Source organism: Mesorhizobium salmacidum (SeqCode) (assembly GCF_037179605.1).
In the GTDB taxonomy this organism is placed as follows: Bacteria; Pseudomonadota; Alphaproteobacteria; order Rhizobiales; family Rhizobiaceae; genus Mesorhizobium; species Mesorhizobium salmacidum.
Map to the genome: position 1 here is coordinate 43919 of NZ_JAPYKS010000015.1, position 15975 is coordinate 59893.

General features: G+C 62.6%; 16 protein-coding genes, 1 tRNA gene and 1 pseudogene. 14 read left to right on the forward strand and 4 right to left on the reverse strand.

Annotation, left to right across the window (positions count from 1 at the left end):
• The first annotated feature begins 157 nt into the window (after positions 1–157).
• Together O7A60_RS20300 and O7A60_RS20305 are read left to right on the forward strand one after the other, a co-directional pair.
• Positions 158–2188: a lytic transglycosylase domain-containing protein gene (locus O7A60_RS20300; protein ID WP_337107742.1), complete on the forward strand. Its 2031-nt coding sequence runs from the start codon at positions 158–160 to the stop codon at positions 2186–2188.
• Between the two features lie 109 nt (positions 2189–2297).
• The gene (locus O7A60_RS20305; protein ID WP_337107743.1) at positions 2298–3197 is read left to right on the forward strand and encodes an alpha/beta fold hydrolase; all 900 of its coding nucleotides are present in this window, start codon (positions 2298–2300) and stop codon (positions 3195–3197) included.
• A 29-nt stretch (positions 3198–3226) separates the two neighbouring features.
• Here the strand turns inward: O7A60_RS20305 and O7A60_RS20310 are convergent.
• A tRNA-Ser gene (locus O7A60_RS20310) sits at positions 3227–3317 on the reverse strand.
• Between the two features lie 151 nt (positions 3318–3468).
• Between O7A60_RS20310 and O7A60_RS20315 the strand changes: the two are divergent.
• Together O7A60_RS20315 and O7A60_RS20320 are read left to right on the forward strand one after the other, a co-directional pair.
• A pseudogene (locus tag O7A60_RS20315) lies at positions 3469–3752 on the forward strand (porin); the annotation flags it as partial.
• A gap of 137 nt (positions 3753–3889) precedes the next feature.
• Positions 3890–5002, forward strand: coding sequence for a pyridoxal phosphate-dependent aminotransferase (locus tag O7A60_RS20320; RefSeq protein WP_337107744.1), 1113 nt, complete (start codon positions 3890–3892; stop codon positions 5000–5002).
• Here O7A60_RS20320 and O7A60_RS20325 read toward each other — a convergent pair.
• On the reverse strand, positions 4999–5523 hold the full coding sequence (locus O7A60_RS20325; protein WP_337107745.1) for a MarR family winged helix-turn-helix transcriptional regulator: 525 nt from the start codon (positions 5521–5523) through the stop codon (positions 4999–5001). The two genes, O7A60_RS20320 and O7A60_RS20325, sit on opposite strands and share 4 nt — an antisense overlap.
• A gap of 184 nt (positions 5524–5707) precedes the next feature.
• On the opposite strand from O7A60_RS20325, the gene O7A60_RS20330 reads away from it, so the two are divergent.
• The 7 genes from O7A60_RS20330 (at position 5708) to O7A60_RS20360 (ending at position 12612) form a co-directional block, all read left to right on the forward strand.
• Positions 5708–5992, forward strand: a complete 285-nt coding sequence (locus O7A60_RS20330) for an acylphosphatase (protein ID WP_337107746.1) — start codon at positions 5708–5710, stop codon at positions 5990–5992.
• 65 nt (positions 5993–6057) lie between these two features.
• Complete coding sequence (locus tag O7A60_RS20335) at positions 6058–6705, forward strand: TetR/AcrR family transcriptional regulator (RefSeq protein WP_337107747.1); 648 nt, start codon at positions 6058–6060, stop codon at positions 6703–6705.
• Positions 6706–6779: 74 nt separating this feature from the next.
• A complete protein-coding gene (locus O7A60_RS20340) occupies positions 6780–7943 on the forward strand; it encodes an isovaleryl-CoA dehydrogenase (protein WP_337107748.1) in 1164 nt (387 codons plus the stop codon).
• A gap of 1 nt (position 7944) precedes the next feature.
• A complete protein-coding gene (locus tag O7A60_RS20345) occupies positions 7945–9552 on the forward strand; it encodes a carboxyl transferase domain-containing protein (protein ID WP_027143907.1) in 1608 nt (535 codons plus the stop codon).
• A 2-nt stretch (positions 9553–9554) separates the two neighbouring features.
• A complete protein-coding gene (locus O7A60_RS20350; RefSeq protein ID WP_337107749.1) occupies positions 9555–10085 on the forward strand; it encodes an O-acetyl-ADP-ribose deacetylase in 531 nt (176 codons plus the stop codon).
• 120 nt (positions 10086–10205) lie between these two features.
• The gene (locus O7A60_RS20355) at positions 10206–10580 is read left to right on the forward strand and encodes a hypothetical protein (RefSeq protein WP_337107750.1); all 375 of its coding nucleotides are present in this window, start codon (positions 10206–10208) and stop codon (positions 10578–10580) included.
• 49 nt (positions 10581–10629) lie between these two features.
• Complete coding sequence (locus O7A60_RS20360) at positions 10630–12612, forward strand: acetyl/propionyl/methylcrotonyl-CoA carboxylase subunit alpha (RefSeq protein ID WP_337107751.1); 1983 nt, start codon at positions 10630–10632, stop codon at positions 12610–12612.
• A gap of 75 nt (positions 12613–12687) precedes the next feature.
• On the opposite strand, the gene O7A60_RS20365 is transcribed toward O7A60_RS20360, so the two are convergent.
• Both O7A60_RS20365 and O7A60_RS20370 read right to left on the reverse strand, forming a co-directional pair.
• Complete coding sequence (locus tag O7A60_RS20365; protein ID WP_027143910.1) at positions 12688–13809, reverse strand: branched-chain amino acid ABC transporter substrate-binding protein; 1122 nt, start codon at positions 13807–13809, stop codon at positions 12688–12690.
• A 432-nt stretch (positions 13810–14241) separates the two neighbouring features.
• Positions 14242–14508, reverse strand: coding sequence for an SEL1-like repeat protein (locus O7A60_RS20370; RefSeq protein WP_010915070.1), 267 nt, complete (start codon positions 14506–14508; stop codon positions 14242–14244).
• Between the two features lie 437 nt (positions 14509–14945).
• Here O7A60_RS20370 and O7A60_RS20375 point away from each other — a divergent pair, with 437 nt between their 5' ends.
• The 3 genes from O7A60_RS20375 to O7A60_RS20385 all read left to right on the forward strand — a co-directional run bounded on the left by O7A60_RS20375 (position 14946) and on the right by O7A60_RS20385 (position 15888).
• A complete protein-coding gene (locus O7A60_RS20375) occupies positions 14946–15287 on the forward strand; it encodes a DUF2147 domain-containing protein (protein WP_027143911.1) in 342 nt (113 codons plus the stop codon).
• A 209-nt stretch (positions 15288–15496) separates the two neighbouring features.
• Complete coding sequence (locus O7A60_RS20380; protein WP_181169782.1) at positions 15497–15652, forward strand: hypothetical protein; 156 nt, start codon at positions 15497–15499, stop codon at positions 15650–15652.
• A gap of 41 nt (positions 15653–15693) precedes the next feature.
• Positions 15694–15888, forward strand: a complete 195-nt coding sequence (locus tag O7A60_RS20385; RefSeq protein ID WP_337107753.1) for a hypothetical protein — start codon at positions 15694–15696, stop codon at positions 15886–15888.
• The last annotated feature ends 87 nt before the right edge of the window (positions 15889–15975 follow it).

Sequence of the window (15975 nt, forward strand, 5' to 3'; positions counted from 1 at the left end):
CGACATTGTTGCGCGGCAAGCATTGCCATGGTGCCAGCAGGCGTAATTCGAACGGCCTCGATAACCCTTTGTTTACGAGCCTTTCACGACCTAAGCTTAGGCTTCAAGGCTTCTTCGCCCGCAGGTAAAATGCTGGATTAAGGAAAGACACGAAATCATGCCGCCCAGTCGGCCCCACCTGTTCGCGCTTCTTGGCGCCATCGCCGCGCTGATGCCCGGCGTGGCGATCAGCGGCAGCGTCGATGTGCGGGTCACCTCGGTCATCCCGATGCCTGGTGTACAGGACAAGGCGCAACAGGACCCTTCACCCGCCGTCAGGCTCCTGAAAAGCGGACTGGATGCGCTGGCGGCTGGCGATATTCCCGGCGCGCGCGGTGTGCGCGATGCGCTACCCGCACAATCGCTCGACCAGCACATATTGGCCTGGGCGATCGCGCTCTACGGGGGCGACAAGGTTCCGAGCGGCGACATCGCCACGGCCGCGAAGATGCTGCCCAACTGGCCGGGCACCGTTGCATTGCGCAAGAACAGCGAGCGCGCACTCTATCGCGAGAACCCGGCGGCGGATGTCGTCGTCAAGGCATTCGACGGCAGCCAGCCGCAGACAGTCGAAGGCGTGATGGTTCTCGCGCGCGCCTATGTGTCGTCCGGCAACGCCAAGGCGGCGCGATCGGTGCTGTCGCCGTTCTGGCGCACCGCGATCCTGGAAGCCAAGGACGAGACGGCTCTGATCAAGGAGTTCGGCAGCCTTGTTCCCGCCGCCGATCACCGTTTTCGCATGGAGCGCATGTTCTATGCCGACCGGGTGAATTCCGCCTTGCGTGTCGCTGGCCTCGCCGGCGCCCAGCAGCTTGCCGACGCCTGGGCGGCGGCCGACAAGGGCGACAAGAATGCTGCCAAACTATTGAAGACCGTGCCGGTGGCGCAACGCTCGGCCGGCTATTTCTTCGCGCAGGCTGAATATCTGCGCAAGCAGAAGGATTTTGCGGGCGCCGCGGCAATTGTCATGAAAGCGCCGGCAGACCGGGAGTCCCTGGTCGATCCGGATGCCTGGTGGGTCGAACGCCGGGTGCTGTCGCGCGAACTGGTCGACCAGGGCGACATGAAGACCGCCTACAAAATAGTCGCCACGCATGCCGCCGAAAGCGCGGCCAATGCGGCGGAAGCCGAATTCCATGCCGGCTGGTATGCGCTGCGCGGCCTGAACGATCCCAAGCTCGCGGCGACGCATTTCGCGCGTATCGCCGACCTTGCCCAAGGGCCGATGACCCTGTCGCGCGCCTACTACTGGCTCGGCCGCGCGGCGGAAGTCGGTGGCCCCGGCAATGCCAAGGACTATTTTGGGTGTGCGGCGACCTACGGCACGACGTTTTACGGCCAGCTAGCCGCCGAACGCGTCGGCCGGCAGGCGCTCAACATCGTCTATCCCCAGCCAAGTGCCGCCGACCGGCAGAACTTTGCCGGCCGCGAGGCCGTCTCGGCCATCAAGCGCCTGCAGGAGGCAGGCTACGACCGTTATGCCGAAACGCTCTATCGCGACCTTGCCGGGCAGTTGACCAGCCGGGGTGAACTGGCGCTGCTCGCTGTCCTTGCCGAAAAGCAGGACAACCATTTCATGGCGCTGAAAATCGGCAAGATCGCCGGGGCGCGCGGCATCGATGTCGGCGCGCTGTCGCATCCGCTCGGCGTCATCCCCGATTCGGCCAATATTTCCGGTTCGGGCAAGGCGCTGGCCTATGCGATCGCCCGCCAGGAAAGCGAATTCAATATCGGCGCCGTATCCAGTGCCGGCGCACGCGGACTGCTGCAGCTGATGCCGGGAACCGCCAAGCAATTGGCGAAGAAGGCCGGATTACAGTTTTCGCAGACCAGGCTGACTACCGACGCCGGCTACAATGCAACGCTTGGTTCGGCGTTCCTCGGCGAACAGCTCGATCGCTTCAATGGCTCGTACGTATTGACCTTCGCGGGCTACAATGCCGGCCCGACCCGAGCCAGCCAGTGGGTGGCGAAATACGGTGACCCGCGCGGCAAGGACATCGATGCGGTGGTGGACTGGATCGAGCGGATACCCTACACGGAAACAAGAAGTTACGTGCAGCGCGTGATGGAGAATTACGAGGTCTACAAAATGCGTATTTCCGGCAAGTACGACATCGTCGGCGATCTCGTGAACGGGCGCGGCTGAGCGCTCTTGCCCTCGCCTTGCGAGGAAAAAGAGGAGCCTTTCCCGTTTGACCCTCCGGCGCTCCGTCTGTAGCAGTCGTGGACGATCCTTCGGCTAAAGAGCCCGTCCCATGTCGAGCAATCCAGATTTCTCCGACTTCTTCTATGCGGCGCCGGATGGGCTGAGACTTCACGCGCGCGTCTATGGCGAAGCGAATTCCGCACATTGGCCGGTCGTCTGTCTGCCTGGCTTGACGCGCAACGCGCGGGATTTTCACGAGCTTGCGCTCCATCTCTCGACGCGATCCGCCCTTGCGCGCAAGGTCGTCGCTTTCGACTACCGCGGACGCGGGCAGTCGGCCTACGATCCCGATGTCAGCCACTATAATGTCGGCATCGAAGCCGGCGACGTCCTTGCCGGCCTGGCGGCGCTCGGCATCGAACAGGCGGCCTTCATCGGCACCTCGCGCGGCGGGCTGATCATCCATGTGCTTGGCGCGATGCATCCGGCGGCGCTGAAAGCCATCGTGCTCAACGACATCGGGCCAGTGATCGAACCCGCGGGTCTCGCTCACATCCAGTCCTATCTCGAACGCGCACCGAAGCCGAAAACCCTCGCCGAGGCGATGGCTGCCCAGCGCAGCGTTCACGGCCAGGATTTTCCAGCCCTCGCCGATGCCGACTGGGAACGAATGGTGCGCGCGATCTATCGCGAGACGAATCAAGGGCTGCTGCCCGATTTCGATTCGACGCTTATCGACACGGTTGCCAATCTCGACCTGTCGCAACCATTGCCGCCTCTCTGGCAGCAGTTCGATGCGTTGGCGGCCATACCACTGCTCGTCATACGCGGCGCCAATTCTAGGCTATTGTCGCAGGAAACGCTGGAGGAGATGCGAAAGCGTCATCCCGGCACCAGGACAATCACCGTTCCAGATCATGGCCACGCCCCCTTCCTGGAGACCGGCAACCTGCCCACCGACATCGCGCTCTTTCTAGATCAAGCAGAGGCGCGGAAAAACCCAAGATAAGCCCAAGACCAACCGAGGTCTGCGGGCCATGGCGGAGAGGATGGGATTCGAACCCACGAGAAGCTTTTGACCTCTACTCCCTTAGCAGGGGAGCGCCTTCGACCACTCGGCCACCTCTCCGTTGAGCCGCTGGATAAAGAAAAGCGCCGGCACAATCAACAAGCCCGCGTCATTATATGGAAAAATAACGGCGTACCGAGCCGCTGCCTTCCCAGGTGCGGCGGTTCTGCGGCAATGCCCTGGCTGTCGACTCCAGGCCCTGCCATGATTTCCGGCTGGCGGCCGCGGCTTCTACAAGCATTGGGACGGCAACTGGGCAGTTTGGGGCGGCGGCACCTTCAACGACAGGATCTCGTTCAACGCTCAGGTTTCGTATGACGCTGGAAGAACCTCGGCATCGCCGCGCGCATCGCCCATGACGTTGTTCCCGGCTTTACGGTCACGGCCGAAGTCGACTATCAGAACGTCGGTAGCGATCATCTGACGCGGGCCTGGGACGGCGCCGAGAAGAAGAGCAATATCGGCGGCATTCTCCGCTTTCAGCGCTCGTTCTAAAACATTTCGGCTTATTGAAATCGGAGCCCGGCGGGCGCCGCCGGGTCTTTTGCATTTACAGCGATGCTCTATCGCGCAGCTTGCACCGGCCGGTGGCGCGCGCTAGCAAGAAGGCTCCTTCCAAGCGAGCTTTCGACATGCCTCTGCGCCCTGCCCTCTCGCCGCTCATCGCCGCACTCCCGTCGACGGTGCCGTTTGTCGGCCCCGAAGCGCAGGAGCGTGAGCGCGGGCGCGCTTTCCGTGCCCGCATCGGTGCCAATGAAAGCAGCTTTGGCCCCTCGCCGCGCGTCATCGCCCGCATGGAGAGTGTCGCGCGCGACCAGTGGATGTATTGTGACCCGGACAATTACGATTTGAAAGTCGCGGCGGCCGCTCAGCACAATGTTGCGGTCGAGAACGTCGTTGTCGGCGAAGGCATCGACGGCCTGCTCAGCCTGGTGGCGCGCATGTATGTGGCGCCTAGCGATGCGGTGGTCACCTCGCTCGGCGCCTATCCGACCTTCAACTTCCATATTGCCGGTGTCGGCGGCCGGCTGGTGACCGTCCCTTACGAGAACGATCGCGAAAGCCTGGACGGTCTGCTCGCGGCGGTCGTCAGGGAGAAGGCGCCGCTGGTCTATCTGTCCAACCCGGACAATCCGATGGGCAGCTGGTGGGAAGCGGACGAGGTCACCGGCTTCATACAAGCCTTGCCGGAAACCACCATGCTGGTGCTCGACGAGGCCTATGGCGAACTGGGACCGGCCTCGGCCCTGCCGCCGATCGACATCTCGCGGCCAAACGTCATCCGCATGCGAACCTTTTCGAAGGCCTACGGACTTGCCGGCATACGGTGCGGCTATGCGTTGGCCGAGACGCAAGTGATCAGCGACTTCGAGAAGATCCGCAACCACTACGGCGTCAGCCGCATGGCGCAGATCGCCGGCGTCGAGGCGCTCGCCGATCAGGCCTATCTCGAGACGGTGGTGGCCCGGGTGGCCGCCGGACGGCGGCGCATCGCTGATATTGCCGAACAGAATGGGTTGAAGCCGCTCACCTCGGCGACCAATTTCGTCACCATCGATTGCGGCCATGACGGCGCTTTCGCTCTGAAAGTGCTGCAGGGATTGTTGTCGCGCGACGTCTTCATCCGCAAGCCGATGGCGCCAGGGCTCGACCGCTGCATCCGCGTCAGTGTCGGTCTCGACCACGAACTGGATATCTTCGCCGAGGAATTGCCCGGCGCATTGGCAGCGGTGCGCGGAAACTAGGGCGCTTCACGGCGCTCGGGAGGCATTGCTGCGCCGAGCAGATGCCTGACACGCGTCAGCACATCAGACAACTCCGCGGCTTCCCTGTCATTCAGCCCCGCGGTCAGGCGGGCAAGATCACGATCCGTGGCCGCATGAAGGGCTGCAAGCGCGGTCTGGCCGCGCGCGGTGAGCGATAGGACGCGCGGCCGCAGGGGCGCGGGACCGGTGCACATTTCAGTCAGGCCGACGGCAGAGAATTTGCGAAGGATTCTCGCGACATAGGCAGGATCCACCTGGAGGTCCCGGGCGACCGCGGAGGCCACCGGTTCGACATCGAGCCGAAACGCTCGCGCCAGAAAACCTGTCTTGCCGCCGGGATTGGTGGCGCTATGGCGAGGGCGGTGGCCGAGCTCGAACAGCACCCGCGCCTCGGTCAGGGTATAGGCGCTGTGCATCAACGTCTCGGCGAGCAACCCGATCAGGCCGGTATAGAACCGGTGAAGTGGCGGATATCGCGGACCAAGCCATTCCGATCGCACATGCCAGCTGCCTCCCGTTAAATTACCAGGCCACAGAGATGATCGCTATCAAATTGACTTAGTCAACTATTTACTAGATCTAGTCATCCATTTTCCGCAAAGAATCCAGGTTCTCGACTGGATAGACCTCAAGCCAGTTGCCTTCGTTCGGCGCTGCGCCAGACTCTATGCAAGGGAGCGAGCCATGAGTGACCGGAAAAGGGCAGTGCAGGCGCGCGTATATGGGAAGGTCCAAGGCGTCGGCTACAGGATCTGGGCGCGAGGCGAAGCGACAAGGCTCAAGCTGCTGGGCTGGGTGCGCAACGAAAGAGACGGCTCGGTTACGGCATGGCTTACCGGCGCCGACACGGCTGTCGCGGCCATGATCGAACGGCTTCGGCAAGGCCCGCCTGGCGCTGCGGTCTCGCGGATCGATCTGGACGAGTTGGAGACCTGGACCACGCCTGAAGATTTCAGGATCATGACGTAGACGGATTTCTCCGCCTTTGAATTAATTGAACGTTCGTTTTATTATTTGCGGTCAACGAGGCGATGATGGCACGCACCACAGGATCAGACGGCGAGCGAACCGAAGCGGCAGTCCGCGAGGCGGCGGTCAACCTGATTGCGCGCTACGGCTATGAAGCGATGTCGATGCGTCAGTTGGCCGCCGAGGTGGGCGTGCAGGCAGCCGCGCTCTACCGCTATTTCCCGACCAAGGAAGACCTGCTGTTCACGCTGATGCGCGACCATATGCAAGGGCTTCGCGAAGCATGGGAGCACTCCAGGCCGGCCGGCGCGGATCCGGCGCGGCGGCTTGCCGCCTACGTGCGCAACCACATCGCCTTTCATATCGGGCGCCGCCACGCTACGCATGTGTCGAACATGGAATTGCGCAGCCTGTCGCCCGACAGGCTGACACAGATCCTGCGCATGCGCACGGCCTACGAAAAGGAACTGCGTTCGATCCTGCGCGACGGCGCAGAGGCTGGTATTTTCAGCATCGAGGATACCGGCCTGACAGCCATGGCGCTGATCCAGATGATGACCGGCGTCATTGTCTGGTTCCGGCCCGGCGAGCGATTGTCCATCGCCGAGGTCACGGAGACATACCTTTCGATGACAATGCGCCTGGTCGGCGCGAGGATGGCTACCGATACTACAGCGCCGCGCGTCCCTTCGGATGCGCAAAGTATGCTGTAGCACTTTAATTTCGCGCATGATCCTTGCCGAAAGTCGAAGTCGATTTTCGGGGGGCATGCGGCAGGAGGAACGGCATGTACACGAACACGCTCAGCTTCGGACATGACGAGGACGTCGAGGCCCTGCGCGACCTTGTCCGGCGCTTCGCGCAGGACAGGATCGCGCCGATCGCCGCCGACATCGACCGGGAGAACGAATTCCCGGCGCATCTGTGGCGAGAACTCGGCGCGCTCGGCCTGCTCGGCATAACCGCCGATCCCGATTTCGGCGGCAGCGGCATGGGCTATCTCGCCCATGTGATCGCGGTCGAGGAAATTTCGCGGGCCTCGGCATCGGTCGGCCTCTCCTATGGCGCCCACTCCAATCTCTGCGTCAACCAGATCAACCGCTGGGCAACGCCGGCACAGAAGGAAAAATACCTCCCGCCGCTGTGTTCGGGCGAGCACGTCGGCGCGCTCGCCATGTCGGAGCCCGGCGCCGGCTCCGACGTGGTGTCGCTCAAATTGCGCGCCGAAAAGCGCAATGACCGCTATGTGCTCAACGGCACCAAGATGTGGATCACCAACGGCCCGGACGCCGAAACGCTGGTTGTCTACGCCAAGACCGACCCGGAAAGGGAATCGCGCGGCATCACCGCCTTCATCGTCGAAAAGGCGATGCCGGGATTTTCGGTGGCGCAGAAACTCGACAAGCTCGGCATGCGGGGATCCAACACCGGCGAACTGGTTTTCTCGGATGTCGAGGTGCCGTTCGACAATGTGCTGCACGAGGAAGGACGCGGCGTCGAGGTGCTGATGTCTGGCCTCGACTATGAACGCACCGTGCTTGCCGGCGGCCCGATCGGCTTGATGGCGGCGTGCCTCGACGTGGCGATCCCCTATGTTCACGAGCGCAAGCAGTTCGGGCAGCCGATTGGGGAATTCCAACTGGTACAAGGCAAGCTTGCCGACATGTATACGGCGCTGAATGCCGCGCGCGCCTACGTCTACGCCGTCGCCGCCGCTTGCGACCGCGGCCAGACCACCCGCAAGGATGCCGCCGGCTGCGTGCTGTTTGCCGCCGAGAGAGCGACGCAGATGGCGCTCGACGCCATCCAACTGCTTGGTGGCAACGGCTATATCAACGACTATCCGACCGGCCGGCTTTTGCGCGACGCCAAGCTGTACGAGATCGGCGCCGGCACCAGCGAAATCCGCCGCTGGCTGATCGGCCGCGAGATCATGGCGGAGGGGGTGTAGCGTGGCTGTCCTCCAGACCCAGATTTCGCCCTCCTCCGAAACCTTCCGCGCCAATGCCGAGCGCATGCGGGCGCTGGTTGCCGACATCGCTGAAAAGGCCGCGGCCGTCGAGCGCGGCGGCTCGGACGAGGCGCGCGAGCGCCATATCGGTCGTGGCAAGCTGCTGCCGCGCGAACGCCTGGCGCAATTGCTCGACACCGGCTCGCCCTTCCTCGAGATCGGCCAGTTCGCGGCGTGGTCCATGTATGGCGAGGAGATTTCGTCGGCCGGCCTGATCGCCGGCATCGGCCGTGTCGAGGGCACAGAGGTGATGGTCGTCGTCAACGACGCCACGGTGAAGGGGGGCACCTATTATCCGCTGACGGTGAAAAAGCATCTGCGCGCGCAGGAGATCGCGCTGCAGAACAACCTGCCTTGCGTCTATCTGGTCGACAGCGGCGGCGCCAATCTGCCCAACCAGGACGAAGTCTTTCCCGACCGCGAGCATTTCGGCCGCATCTTTTACAACCAGGCCAACATGTCGGCTGCCGGCATCCCGCAGATCGCCTGCGTCATGGGTTCCTGCACGGCTGGCGGCGCCTATGTGCCGGCGATGTCGGATGAGACGATCATGGTGCACAACCAGGCGACCATCTTCCTCGGCGGACCGCCGCTGGTGAAGGCGGCCACCGGCGAGGACGTCAGCGCCGAAGAGTTGGGCGGCGCGGATGTTCACACCAGGCTTTCCGGTGTCGCCGATCACTACGCGCTGGACGACGAACACGCGCTCGCCATTTGCCGGCGCATCATCAAGAACCTGAATCGGAACAAGGCTGTAAGCCTGAACTTACAGAAAGCTCATCCGCCGCTTCATCCGGCAGATGAGCTCTACGGCATCGTCCCGACCGATCTGCGCCAACCCTATGACGCGCGCGAAGTGATCGCGCGCGTTGTCGACGGCTCCGAATTCGATGAGTTCAAGCAGAACTACGGCACGACGCTGATCACCGGCTTTGCCCATCTCCACGGCATGCCGGTCGGCATCATCGCCAACAATGGCGTGCTGTTTTCCGAGAGCGCGCTGAAAGGCGCGCACTTCATCGAATTGTGCTGCCAGCGCAAGATCCCGCTGGTCTTCCTGCAGAACATCACCGGCTTCATGGTCGGCAGGAAATACGAGGCCGGCGGCATCGCCAAGGACGGCGCCAAGCTGGTGATGGCGGTGGCGACAGCCAGGGTGCCCAAGGTGACCGTCATCATCGGCGGTTCGTTCGGGGCCGGCAATTACGGCATGTGCGGCCGCGCCTACTCACCTCGCTTCCTGTGGATGTGGCCCAACGCCCGCATCTCGGTGATGGGCGGCGAGCAGGCGGCAACCGTACTCGCCATGGTCAAGCGCGAGGGCATCGAGCGCAAGGGCGGGGAATGGAGCGCCGAGGAGGAGGCGAAATTCAAGAAGCCGATCCTGATGAAATACGAGCATGAAGGCCATCCGCTCTATTCCTCGGCAAGGCTCTGGGATGACGGCATCATCGATCCGGCCAGGACACGCGAGGTGCTGGCGCTCAGCCTGTCGGCCGCGCTCAACGCCGAGATCGAGGAGACACGCTTCGGCGTGTTCAGGATGTGATGATGAGCGCCTTGGGCGACCGGATCAGCGTTCACACCGGCGACATCACCAAGCTGGCGGTCGATGCCATCGTTAATGCTGCCAACTCCTCGCTGCTCGGTGGCGGCGGGGTCGATGGAGCCATTCACCGCGCCGCTGGGCCGGAGCTCGAATTCGAATGTCGCACGCTCAATGGCTGCAAGACCGGCGATGCCAAGATCACCAAGGGTTATAAACTGCCGGCTCGACACATCATCCATACTGTCGGGCCCGTGTGGCAGGGCGGCGGCAAGGGCGAAGCCGAATTGCTGGCCTCCTGTTACCGGCGTTCGCTTGAACTAGCAGTCGCCAATGACTGCCGCTCGGTGGCATTCCCGGCCATTTCGACCGGTGTGTACCGCTATCCGAAAGATGAAGCGACCAAAGTCGCCGCTACTGAGGTCAATGACTTCATCGAGCAGAACGCACTTCCCGAAACCGTCGTTTTCTGCTGCTTCGACGAAGCCATGGCGGAATTATACCGACGTATTCTTGCAACATTGGGTGAAGAATGAAATTTATAAGCCACGCCGTTCATGCGTTCACCAAACCAAGAGCCTCCCCTGCAGATCTGGCGGCGTTGTATAATATTCGTTATTTCTCATCCTGCACTTTTAAACAGGGATGGGGTGCAAATGAAACTGAAATACTCACGGAATGTGTCTACTCTAATACTTTCAGCATTGCTGCCAACCGCGGCACATGGCGCGAGCGTGGCCGGCTCGCTGGCGGGAAGCGAGGGGGACAAGCGTTTCCCACCGACTTTGAATGGCGATCCGAAGTCACCATGCACCAGGGCCTACCAGGCCTATGTCGCGGCCACCGGCCATTCCGCCTATGCCACCACGCCGTACTCCAGGGTGGTTTCTCTCCACATTCTCTGCGGCGCGCGGCTGAACGCGCCGCCGCAAGAGATGGCAGAGGAACTGGCCATGAAATCCTGCCTGGCCACGCGCGGCCACTACAAGGTGACAAACGGCGGCGCCTGCGAGATCGCCGCGTCCAAATAAGCAGGCGCCTGCCGGAATGGCGCCGCCCGACCCTAATCCGGGAGGCCCCATGTTCACGAAAATCCTGATCGCCAATCGGGGCGAGATCGCTTGCCGTGTCATCCGCACAGCGCGCAAGCTCGGCGTGCACACCGTCGCAGTCTATTCGGATGCCGATGCGAGATCCCTGCATGTCGAGATGGCCGACGAGGCAGTCCATATCGGCCCCTCGCCCGTCGGCGAGAGTTATCTGCGCGGTGACAGGATCGTTGCGGCGGCTCTTGCAACGGGCGCGCAGGCCATCCATCCCGGTTACGGATTCCTGTCGGAAAACCCCGATTTCGTCGACCAGGTGGTGACTGCCGGTCTCATTTTCATCGGCCCGTCGGCGGCCTCGATCCGCGCCATGGGGCTGAAGGACGCCGCCAAGCGGCTGATGGAGAAGGCCGGCGTTCCGGTCGTTCCCGGTTATCATGGCGAGGCGCAGGAAATCGTGCTGCTGGCCTCAAAGGCCCGCGAGATCGGCTATCCCGTGCTGATCAAGGCGCGTGCCGGCGGCGGCGGCAAGGGCATGCGGCGCGTCGAGCATCCCGATGACTTTTCCGAGGCGCTGTCCAGCGCCCGGCGCGAGGCCAAGGCCGCCTTCGGCGACGACCGTGTGCTGGTCGAAAAATATGTCGACAAGCCACGCCATATCGAAGTGCAGGTGTTCGGCGACAATTTCGGCGACGCTGTGCATTTCTACGAACGCGACTGCTCGGCGCAACGCCGCCACCAGAAGGTGATCGAGGAGGCCCCCGCCCCCGGCATGACGCCGGCTTTGCGCAAGGCGATGACGGAAGCGGCGGTGAAGGCGGCCAAGGCAATCAACTATTCCGGCGCCGGCACCATCGAGTTCATCGTCGACGCCTCGCAAGGCCTCAAGGCCGACCGCTTCTGGTTCATGGAAATGAACACCCGCCTGCAGGTCGAGCATCCAGTCACCGAGATGGTCACCGGCACCGATCTGGTCGAGTGGCAGTTGCGGGTCGCCAGCGGCGAAAAACTGCCGAAGACACAAAGCGAGATCGCGCTTTCCGGTCATGCTTTCGAGGCGCGCATCTATGCCGAGGACGCGGCCAAGGGCTTTCTGCCGGCGACGGGCACGCTGCACCACCTGAAATTCCCGGGCGTTGCCCCAGAAGGAGCCGCGATGCGCATTGAGACCGGCGTGCGGGCTGGCGATGCGATTTCCCCCTACTACGACCCCATGATCGCGAAGCTGGTCGTCCATGCCGGGAACAGACAGGCGGCGCTGGAAGCGCTCCGCACAGCGCTCGCGCAAACCGAGATTGCCGGCTCCACCGTCAACACCGCTTTTCTTGCCGCTCTTGCGGCCGACCCGGATTTTGCAGCAGGCGACGTCGATACCGGTCTGATCGGCCGACACCAGGAAGCGCTGACGGCGGTCGCGCCGCCGACCGGCGAAATCATCTCGGCTGCCGTCCTGGCGGCCTCGGGTGCCGGAGCATTGCCGTCGTCGGACGACCCGTGGTCGTCGCTTGCCGGCTATGCGCATTTCCACGGCGTGGCGCGGCGCATGCGGCTGAAGTTCGGCGACGAGCAAATTCAGGCAAAGGTTTCAATGCGGCCGGACGGACGCTTTCAGGTGGCGCTCGATGCGCCTTACGACAGCACCAATTCGCATGATCTTCGCGCCGTTCCCCGCCTCGCCCGCTGGCCCGCCCACATCACGGTGTTCGAAGGCGCTGTCGGCTATGCTTTCACCGTGCCGGATCCCCTGGCTAGGAGCGATGAAGCAGCTGCCGCCTCCGGCAGCCTGCGCGCGCCGATGCCGGGTCTCGTCAAGCTTGTGCGCGTGGCGAAAGGCGACGCTGTGATCAAGGGGCAAATTCTGCTGATCCTCGAAGCGATGAAGATGGAGCACACCATCGCCGCCCCGCATGATGGCGTGATCGCCGAGATCGCCGGGGGAGGGGCGCAGGTCACTGACGGGACGGTGCTGGTGCGGTTCGTCGAGGAACAGAGCGCGTCGAACTCAGCCACCAGCTGATAGCCGGAGCGCATCGCGGGCCGCAAACAGAAATGGCCGGGACGAACCCGGCCATTTCCTTAGGCTACAGAGCGATTACTGCGCGATCGGCGCGTACTTGCCGTCGTGCCACTGGTTGATGTCGTAGCTGGCATTCTTGAGGTCGCCCTTCTCGTCGAAGGTGACGTCACCGACAACGGTGCTGATCGGCGTGCCGTTCTTCAACGCTTCGGCAACCTTGGCCGGATCGTCGCCGCCGGCACGCTTGATGCCTTCGGCGAAAGCCTGGACCACGGCGTAGGAGAACAGCGTGAAGCCTTCCGGCACGAAGCCGCCGGCCTTGATCTTCTCGACCGCCGCCTTGGCTTCCGGCTTTGCCTGCGGATCCGACGGGAACACGAACATGGTGCCCTCGCCGGCCGGGCCGGCAACCTGCCAGAACTCCGGCGAGGCAATCGAATCCGGCATGATCAGCTGGAACTTCAGGTTTTGCTCCGCCGACTGACGCAGGATCAGCCCGGCCTCAGGATGGTAGCCGCCGAAATAGACGACATCGGCCTTGAGATCCTTCAGCTTGGTGACAAGCGCCGAATAGTCCTTCTCGCCGGGGTTGATGGCGTCATAGTAGACTTCCTTGAGGCCACCAGTATTCATGGTGGCCCTGACGGCGTCAGCCACGCCCTGACCGTAGGCGCTCTTGTCGTGCAGGATGACGACTTTCTTGCCGGCATACTTCTTGGCGATCCAGGGACCGATGAAGGCGCCCTGCGCGTCGTCACGCGTATAGAGACGCATGATCGTCGGCCAGCCGGCCTTGGCCGCGGCATCGGTCAGCACCGGGTTCGAGGACGCCGGGCTCATCATCAGCGCACCGGCTTCGGCGTAGACCGCCGAGGCCGGGATGCTCGACCCCGAGCAGGCATGACCGTCGATGAACTTGACGCCGTTGGCAACGATGCGGTTGGCGACCGACACGGCCTGCTTTGGATCGCACTGGTCGTCCTCGATGTCGAGCTTGATCATCGAGCCGTTGACGCCGCCCGCGGCGTTGATGGCATCGGCGGCGGCCTGTGCGCCCTGCTTGAACTGGTCGCCGATGGTCGCGAGTTGTCCGGTCATCGGGCCGACCACCGAGACGGTGATGTCGTCGGCGAATGCGACCGGCGCGCTCATCATCAGGCCGAAAATGGCCGCGCTCAAAATACTCATTTTTTTCATGACAATAGAACTCCTCCACTCACGCGCGGCCGCCCCGGCCGCGCTTCTTCCAGAGAGGCGGGACAATTTCATCCTTCATCGGACCTGTCTAGGCGCATTGGCGCCACTCGATTGGGCCTGCCTGGCCTCATCCAAGCAAAAAAGCCACGCCAGCCTTGTTCCGGCTGGTCGTGGCTTTTTTTGCCTGTCAGGCCGTTTCCCCGGCGCCCCGCGCTGTGAACCCAACCCACCTTCCCTGTCTTCCTGTTGGCCATGATCTTGCCGAAGCCCCGATTCCACTTTCGGGATCATGGTTCGTCGGGCGGATTGGACCTGTCGGCCTGCCGCATTCTTTTTGTTGTTGGCCTGTGGCCTGGCTGTCTGCGCAGCCTATCCCTGTTGGCCCGACCGTGTTTCAGCGGTCTTGGCCGGAGCGTTCCCGTCTGGCGGAACTCAGTGCATGGTCATCCATTCGCGGGCTTCGCGCAGCGCCTTGGCGATCTCGACCTTCGACATGGCCGCCGAGAGTTCCGAGCGCAGCTCGGCGGCGCGGGCCGAACCCTTGATGGCGGCGATGTTGAACCATTTGTGGGCGGCAACGACGTCGGTCTCGCAATCGCGGCCGGTCGCATACATCATGCCCAGTTCGAAAAGAATGTCGGCCTGGGCAGTTGCCCCCATGGCGCCGAAGCCTGCTTCAAGCATTTCAAAACGTGCCATTTTAGTCCCCTGTCTGGCTCCCGAGAGCTGCCTCCGTTGTCTTGTCCGGGCCGCTCTTTCGATGCTTTCGAGAATGCCGCGCAGGCTTGAATCCGTCGTTAAATGGCGTGCTTAATTTGAGGAAAACAAAGCTAAAACAAGAGGTAAACACAGAAATTCGTTAAGGATACGGAGCCAGCAATTCGGCTGGTTTTCGCCAAATTTGACGAAAATTTTCACGGCCACAATCAACACTCCGCTAACCACGGGAAACAAACGCGGCGAGCCGATCGTTCTCATTTCCGCGCCGACAGAGCGAATTCAGGCGCTTTCAAAATGCCAAAGTCTTCCGTAGCGGCACCGCTTTTGTTTTGAAGGAAGCTGGATTAGCTTACGTTTGCGTAAGCGGCAGACCGGCGAGGCGGAGCATCCGGCCGGCTATCCAAAGGGAGGAAGACATGTTTCGAAAAGTGAGCCTGGCCCTGGCGGCCACTTTGATCCTGAGCGGCGCGGCGTGGGCGGATCCGATAGAGGGCAACTGGAAAACGCAGGCAGGCGACACGGCGGCCATTTCAGGCGGCGGTTCATTTTCCATCACGCTCAAGTCCGGCAAATATGCCGGCAAGACCATCGGCTCGCTCAAGGCGGCCGGCGACAACAAATATACCGGCAACATCACCGACCCGGCAAACGACAAGACCTATTCGGGCAAGGCGACATTGTCGGGCGCCTCGCTCAAGATGAGCGGCTGCGTGCTCGGCGGACTGATCTGCAAGAGCCAGACCTGGCATAAGCTCTGATCGACCATTTCCCAGTGATCTCAAAACGGGGCCCGGCGGGCCCGTTTTCGTTTTACCGATGCGCTGACTGTGGCACCCGATCGCCGTCCGGGGCCGGCGACCCAGCCAACGTCGCGTCAATCAATTTGAACCGCAGATGAACGCCGGCATCAGAGTTGGTTCAGCGGCGTCAGGGCATTCTCATGCGTGTTGAAGGAGACACGGACCCAATGCTTGCTCGCCGCTTCACCATCGTCTGCCTGCTGATGAGCCTGTTTGGAATGTTCTTCGCCATTCTCGTCGCCGAAGCGGGCCGTTCCCCCCGCTCCTGGGACGAAGCCACCAGGCTCTGCCATCTCGCCTGCCCGACCAACCTTCGCCACTGAAACCAAATAGCCCGGACCTCGAAAAGAAAAGCACAGACATCATGAACCGCATCGCCGCCAACGCTCTCAAGACCCTCCGGCTCCTGCCGCGGGCGGTGCTTATCCTGATCGTTCTGGCCGCCCCGGTCCTGGCGGTGCCGATGATGCGCGCCGATGCCGGCTCGACGATCGAGGCGCCGGCGCTCAGAAAGTCTGGCGTCGGGTTCGTTCTGCTGGTCAGCCTGCAGCGGGGTTGAAGAAAAAGGGGCGCTTTGGGCGCCTTCGGCGGCGACACCCCTCCCAACCGGCCGCCCAAGTCTCTATATTGGGCCATGGAAAAGCGA

Bases quoted from the DNA above. Each gene is read 5' to 3' on its own strand.
- O7A60_RS20320 (WP_337107744.1), top strand. From the start codon at position 3,890: ATGCCTCTGCGCCCTGCCCTCTCGCCGCTCATCGCCGCACTCCCGTCG.
- O7A60_RS20340 (WP_337107748.1), top strand. From the start codon at position 6,780: ATGTACACGAACACGCTCAGCTTCGGACATGACGAGGACGTCGAGGCC.
- O7A60_RS20365 (WP_027143910.1), bottom strand. From the start codon at position 13,809: ATGAAAAAAATGAGTATTTTGAGCGCGGCCATTTTCGGCCTGATGATG.
- O7A60_RS20300 (WP_337107742.1), top strand. From the start codon at position 158: ATGCCGCCCAGTCGGCCCCACCTGTTCGCGCTTCTTGGCGCCATCGCC.
- O7A60_RS20375 (WP_027143911.1), top strand. From the start codon at position 14,946: ATGTTTCGAAAAGTGAGCCTGGCCCTGGCGGCCACTTTGATCCTGAGC.
- O7A60_RS20305 (WP_337107743.1), top strand. From the start codon at position 2,298: ATGTCGAGCAATCCAGATTTCTCCGACTTCTTCTATGCGGCGCCGGAT.
- O7A60_RS20380 (WP_181169782.1), top strand. From the start codon at position 15,497: ATGCTTGCTCGCCGCTTCACCATCGTCTGCCTGCTGATGAGCCTGTTT.
- O7A60_RS20330 (WP_337107746.1), top strand. From the start codon at position 5,708: ATGAGTGACCGGAAAAGGGCAGTGCAGGCGCGCGTATATGGGAAGGTC.
- O7A60_RS20385 (WP_337107753.1), top strand. From the start codon at position 15,694: ATGAACCGCATCGCCGCCAACGCTCTCAAGACCCTCCGGCTCCTGCCG.
- O7A60_RS20350 (WP_337107749.1), top strand. From the start codon at position 9,555: ATGAGCGCCTTGGGCGACCGGATCAGCGTTCACACCGGCGACATCACC.
- O7A60_RS20355 (WP_337107750.1), top strand. From the start codon at position 10,206: ATGAAACTGAAATACTCACGGAATGTGTCTACTCTAATACTTTCAGCA.
- O7A60_RS20360 (WP_337107751.1), top strand. From the start codon at position 10,630: ATGTTCACGAAAATCCTGATCGCCAATCGGGGCGAGATCGCTTGCCGT.
- O7A60_RS20335 (WP_337107747.1), top strand. From the start codon at position 6,058: ATGGCACGCACCACAGGATCAGACGGCGAGCGAACCGAAGCGGCAGTC.
- O7A60_RS20370 (WP_010915070.1), bottom strand. From the start codon at position 14,508: ATGGCACGTTTTGAAATGCTTGAAGCAGGCTTCGGCGCCATGGGGGCA.